The sequence below is a fragment of the Actinomadura sp. KC06 genome, assembly GCF_004348735.1.
In the GTDB taxonomy this organism is placed as follows: Bacteria; Actinomycetota; Actinomycetes; order Streptosporangiales; family Streptosporangiaceae; genus Spirillospora.
This window is the reverse complement of the sequence record NZ_SMKT01000289.1, coordinates 1-5,993: the sequence shown is the minus strand read 5'-3', so window position 1 is coordinate 5,993 and position 5,993 is coordinate 1. Positions and strand designations below refer to the sequence as shown.

General features: G+C 67.9%; 2 protein-coding genes. One reads left to right on the top strand and one right to left on the bottom strand.

The window, feature by feature from the left end:
- The coding region (locus E1287_RS41610) for a class I SAM-dependent methyltransferase (RefSeq protein ID WP_165969451.1) at nucleotides 1-733 on the bottom strand (733 nt) is incomplete at its 3' end.
- Nucleotides 734-1,781: 1,048 nt separating this feature from the next.
- Between E1287_RS41610 and E1287_RS41605 the strand changes: the two genes are divergently transcribed.
- The coding region (locus E1287_RS41605) for a type I polyketide synthase (protein WP_131971373.1) at nucleotides 1,782-5,993 on the top strand (4,212 nt) is incomplete at its 3' end.

Genomic DNA, 5,993 nt, shown 5'->3' with positions numbered 1-5,993 from the left:
GGGGGGCGGGTTTGGGCAAGGCCGCGAACTTGCGGAGTCCTTCCGCCTTGCGTTGCGGCGGGAAGTGTGCAATGACGCCCATCGCAGTGACCGCGTCGGCGACGCCAATCAGGTCGCGAGTGGTCGCGGGGTCGAAGATATCGCCGGTCCGGATCGTCACCCGGTCGGCCAGACCGAGTTTCTTGGCGATGCGCCGCGCTATCTCCGCCTGGTCGCGTTCGAAGGTGATGGATACTATTCTGGCATGCGGTTTCAGCGATGCGATCCGCGCCCAGCCGTCGCTGAGGCCCGTGCCGACCTCAACAAACAGGCCGCCCTCGGGTGCGTTCTCTACGGCCGGTTGCCAGCATAGGTCCACGGAGTTGATCTGAGAAATATATATCCTCAGTTGTGGATCGGGAAGCTTCTTGATCTCCTGGGTATATGGACCCCAATTCAAAGCCAGCCAGATAGTGGAAAACAGGCGATTGTAGTAGAGTCGATAAAGTTCCGGGACGGTTTCGTTGAATCCTCCGACCACAAGGCGGATCGCGGCACGGAAATTGCGCGTGATGCTCCTCTTGGTCTTATGTCCGTCGCGGGAGGTGTGGTAGAAGTCATATATCACCTCACTACGCACCGGAAGGAACTTGCCCAAGAAGCGCATTTGTCCTTCGGTCGTCAGAAATTCTTCCGCGGTGATCTTCTCAGGCTGCGTCGCCCGGTCCTTCTTGTTATCCTCGGGGGTCGGCATCGGCGGCGCACCTCCGTGTGATCAGCTGTTCTGCGGCTGTTGCCCGGCGGGTTCTATAAGTCTTCTTTCCGCCTCAGACGGCTCAGTGTCCCTTTCAGCAACTTGCGGTTGGCTACGCGAAGCGACGGGGGGCTTGCTTTCGGTCTTGCTGTGCTCGGCTTTACTATGCTCTTGGACCCGCCGGTTGGGAAGTGCGGTGCCGATTCCCGGGGTGCGGCCTGATACGTTCGGGCCGTTTCAGCTCTGGTCAGCGCCTGCTCTGGATCACCTCGTGGTCTACCGAAAAGCCCAGGTAATGGTTCCGACATGGCTCCAGGCGTGCCAGCGGAGGCCAACGGCCGTCGACACCTGGGTCGTCGCAGATCAGGTCATCGAGGAATGCACTGGCGGCTTGATCCGAACGAGTGATCATGATGGTTGCTCACGAGTGCCGCACACGTGGGACACAATCTTCTATAGCGCTTGCTTCGCATCATGTCAATAGCTACCTGTCTCGCCCACTTCAGAGTTTCGTTAGGCTTGTTGAGGGGTATCTTCACAGCCGTTTTGGATGAGCCTCATCTCACCACCTTCGCTTCATGAAGCTAACGGCCGCCGATCGCGTCATATGAGGCGAGTGGTACTGCGAGAAGTCACATCGCGATTATCTGGAAGCCATTTCTGCATCAATTGCCGCAATTGCCACACTGACATCTTTGGGGCCTGTTTTACGGTTGAATCGGCGGGTAGGGAAGGCGGCGATTTCAGTTGCGCATGTCTTTGGGTGTGCGGGGCTTCCCTAGACGCCGGTTGGTGGTGGATGGTCATGACGGCCGAGGCGATGACGGTGCGGGGGCGGCTGGTGGTTCTGCGGGGAGGCCCACCGGAACTGCGGCGGTGGTGCCCGCTGCCGGAGGGTCCAGCCGATGACTCACGGGTTGTGATGGATTTTTACGGTCGGCCTCAGCGCTTCGAGCCCACAGGGGATGCGGAGTGGTTGAGGGGCCGTCGGGTGCCGGAGTTTCGGTTCGTCTGCAGCACGGCGATCGCCGAGTAGGCGGGGTGCGGCATGTCGGCGTCGTGTGCGGAACCGATCGCGATCGTCGGGGCCGGATGCCGGTTTCCCGGCAAGGTGGACAGCCCGGGCGCGCTGTGGCGCCTGATGGCGGAAGGGGTGCGGACGGTGGGGGCGGTGCCTCCGGATCGCTGGGACGCGGATCGCCTCGCCGCGTTGCACGAACCCGAGGTCGCGGCGCGCGCCGCTGTGGGCTGTTTTCTCGACGGTGACGTGTGGGCTTGGGAGCCCGAAGCCCTGTCTGTCGCGCCCGCAGAGCGGGACTGGGTGGACCCCCAGGCCCGGGTGCTGATGGAGACCGCGTGGGAGGCGGTGGAGCACGCCGGGATCCCCGTGGGCGGGTTGCGCGGTACCCGTACCGGCGTCTACGTCGGTACCTACGCCCTGGACAACCTCTTCCGCGAGGCACGGCCGGTGGAGGACGCCCCTAACAGCCCCTATCTCTTCGGGAATTACCATGCGGGGCCCGCGGGGAGGGTGGCGTTCTCGATGGACCTGCGCGGCCCGGTGATGGTGATCGGCACGCACTGCTCCGCCGGCATGGTGGCGCTCGACACCGCCTGCGGGGCCTTGACCCTGGGCGAGTGTGATGCCGCGCTTGCGGGTGGTGTGCTGCTGATGCTGGCGCCGCAGACCCACTACTTCGAGGCACCGCTGCTGCTGTCCGAAAGCGGTGCCTGCCACGCCTTCGACGAGCGAGCTGACGGGTACGTGCGGGGTGAGGGTGCCGGGATGCTCCTGCTTAAGCGGCTCGCGGACGCGCGGCGGGACAGGGACCGGGTGCTCGCGGTCATCCTCGGCAGCGCCGTCAACAACGACGGACAGGCGACCCGGCTGACCGCTCCCTCCACCGAGATGCAGCAACGGCTGTTCCGGGACGCGGTGGACAAGGCGGGCATCGACCCCGGTGAGGTGGGCCTGGTCGAAGCGCACGGGCCGGGCACCGCGGTCGGCGACCCAATCGAGTACACCTCGATCAACGCCGTGTACGGCCAGGGCAGGGGACGGTGCGCCCTCGGCTCGGTCAAGACGAACATCGGGCACTCTGAGCCGGTCTCCGGAATCGCCGGCGTCATCAAGGCCGTCGAGTGCCTGCGGAGGGGAGCGATCCCTGCCAACCAGAACTTCGCCGAGTGGAACCCCGCGATCGTCCACGACGGCGAGTCCCGACTGTTCGTCCCGACGAGCGTGACCGCGTGGCCCGTGCCGGACGCGCCCCGGCTCGCCGCCGTGTGCTCCTACGGTGTCAGCGGCACCAATGGGCATCTCGTCCTGGAAGCGGCGCCCGCTCCGCATCCGCAGCTCGAGGCGAGGAAGGTGCGGGAACTGGGCGGGGACGTGCCCAGGCTGTTCCTGCTTTCGGGCAACTCGCCGCGGTCACTTGCCTCGGCCGCCGCACGGCTGGCCGATTGGCATGAAGGGGAAGGGGCATCGGTTCGGCTCGGCGACGTGGCGCACACGCTGGCGCTGCGGCGCGGCCATGCCGAGCAGCGGCTGGGCATCGTCGCCCGGGACCGTGCCGAACTGGTGCGCCGGGCGCGGGCGTTCGCGGCAGACGGCGAGAGCGACGGGGTGGTGAGCGGGACGCTCGTCCTGCCGCCCGGCCACCCGGGGCCAGTGTTCGTTTTCACCGGACAGGGTTCGCAGCGGCCCGGCATGTGCCAGGGACTCCTCGCGCACGAACCGGTATTCGCCGCGGCGATCGAGGAGTTGGAGCCGCTGATCCAGCGGGAGTCCGGGTTCTCGCTGCGCGAGATGATCCTGGAACCAGACGGGCTGGTCGGTGTCGACCGGATCCAGCCCACGCTCTTCGGTGTGCAGGTGGCGCTGGCCGCGCTGTGGCGGTCCTGGGGGGTCGAGCCCGCCGCCGTCATCGGCCAGTCCCTCGGCGAGGTGGCCGCAGCCGTCGTCGCGGGCGTACTGACACCCGCAGACGGCGCCAAGGTGATCTGCCGCAGAGCCTCACTCCTGGCTCGGATCGCACACGGCGCGATGGCCTCGGTCATGCTGAGCGCCGAGGACACCTGGGCCGCGATCGAGGCGGCCGGCGCCGACGGGGTCTCCCTCGGCGTGCTCACCGCACCGCGCACCACAGTGGTCTCCGGTGAGGCGCAACAGGTGCGTGACCTGGTCAACGCCTGGAACGAGGCGGGCACCGTGGCCCGCATGGTCGATGTCGATGTGGCCTCGCACTCCGCGCAGGTCGACCCGATCATCGAGGAGCTCCACGCGGTTCTCGGCGAGCTGCCCGCGCATCGTCCCGGTCCCATCGTCTTCTACTCCACCGTCACCAACGACCCGCGGGACCCGGGCCCGTTGGACGCCTCGTACTGGGTCCGCAACCAGCGCGATACCGTTCACTTCCAGCGGGCGGTCGGTTGCGCGCTCGCCGATGGCCACCGGCTGTTTGTCGAATGCACCGCTCAGCCCCTTGCCGTACGCGCTATTCAGGACACCGCTCGCGCGGCAGGAGCCAACGATGTCGTGGTGGTGGGCTCGCTGCGGCGGGGAACCGACGACCGGGAGGCGTTCCTCGGCCACGTGGCCGAGGCGCACGCGGCCGGATACGAAGGCATCGACTTCGCGTCCCGCTACGGCGACGGTGACCTCGCCGACCTGCCCGGCACCGCCTGGAACCGTACCCGGCACGGCGGCGAGCACCGCCCGTACACCCTCGTCGCTCCCGACCTGCCCGCCGCTTGCGAGCCTCCGCTGCTCGGCGGCCATGTGAGCGACCCCGAGCACACCGGTCGGCACCTGTGGCAGACGCCCGTCGGCCCCAGGCTGCTGCCTTGGCTGGGCGACCACATGGTGGCCGGCACCCCGGTCCTACCGGGCACCGGGTTCGCTGAGATGCTGCTTGCCGCCGGTGCCCAGGTGCTGGGCACCTCGCGGGTGGCGCTGCGTGCTCTGCGTGTGGAGGCGCCCCTGGTCCTCGATCCTGAACCGCAGGTCACCACCCGCCTGCTGTGCGAAGGAGACGGCGCCCGCGGCGAGGTGCTCACCCACAACGGGGAAGGCGCCCTCGTGCACGCCCGCGCCACGGTGCACCCCCTGCCTGAGTGCGACCCGATGCCGCGGCTGGACCCTGACACGTTGACCACGCCTGAATGGATCGACACGTCCCCGGACGACCTGCACCGGCACCTCCGTGAGAAGCACAACGTCGTCCATGGGCCGGCATTCACCGCCATCGACCGTATCCGGCTCCACCCCGACCACGACCGCGCCGTTTCCCGCCTGCGCCTGGCCGACAGCGCCCGCGTCTCGGCCTGGACGATGGGGCTCCACCCCGCGCTGGCCGACGAACTGGTGCAGACCGTGGTGGCGGCCTGGCTGGCCTACTGTCCCACCAGCCCCGGTCCGGTCGTGGTCAGTGGCATCGACGAACTCCGCCTCTACGCGCCCGCCGCCCACGCCCGGCTGTGCTCCATCCGACTAGACGAGGCCGACGACCTGGCCTGCACTGCCTCAGGACAACTCGCCACCTCTGAGGGCACCGTGCTCGCCGAGGTCCGTGGCCTGCGGCTGCGCAACATCACGCCTCCCACGCAGCGGTTCGCTTCCCGGCTGTCGCACCTGGAGCGAGTCCCCGCACCCCGCTCACACACCCGGCCGCCCGCCGCCTCGGGAAGCTGGGTCGTGATAGCCCCGATGGACGGGAGCTGGCCGACCGAACTAGCGCGGGAGTTGAAGAACCGCTGCACCGGCTGCCTGCTGCCAGCCGCCGATCATTCCCGGCTCGCGGCGGCTGTGCCAGCGTCGTGCGCCGGTGTCGTGCTGGCCCTCGGTGATCAGCCAGCGGGCGACGATCCCGCCGTCGCGGCGCGCCAGGAGGTCGCCCGGGCCGCCGAGATCATCCGGGACCTCGCTGCACTGCCTACGCCGCCACGCCTGTGGGTGGTTTGCCGTTCCGGCGGCGTGGCGTCGCTCATCTCCTCGGGGGTGCGCGGGCTGCTGCGCACCACCGCCTACGAATATCCCGCGTTGCAGCCCAGCCGCATCGACTTCACCGCGGACACCCCGTACGAACTGGTGGTGAACGAGCTGGTATGCGTCGATCATCCCATCACCGAAATCTCCTTGGACGGCAGCCAGCGTCACGTCGTCCAAGTCCGTGCCGGAGCCGACACCGACACTGCTGTCACCGACTCACCCCCGACACCGATCCGGACGGGATCGGCCTACCTGGTCACCGGCGGGCTG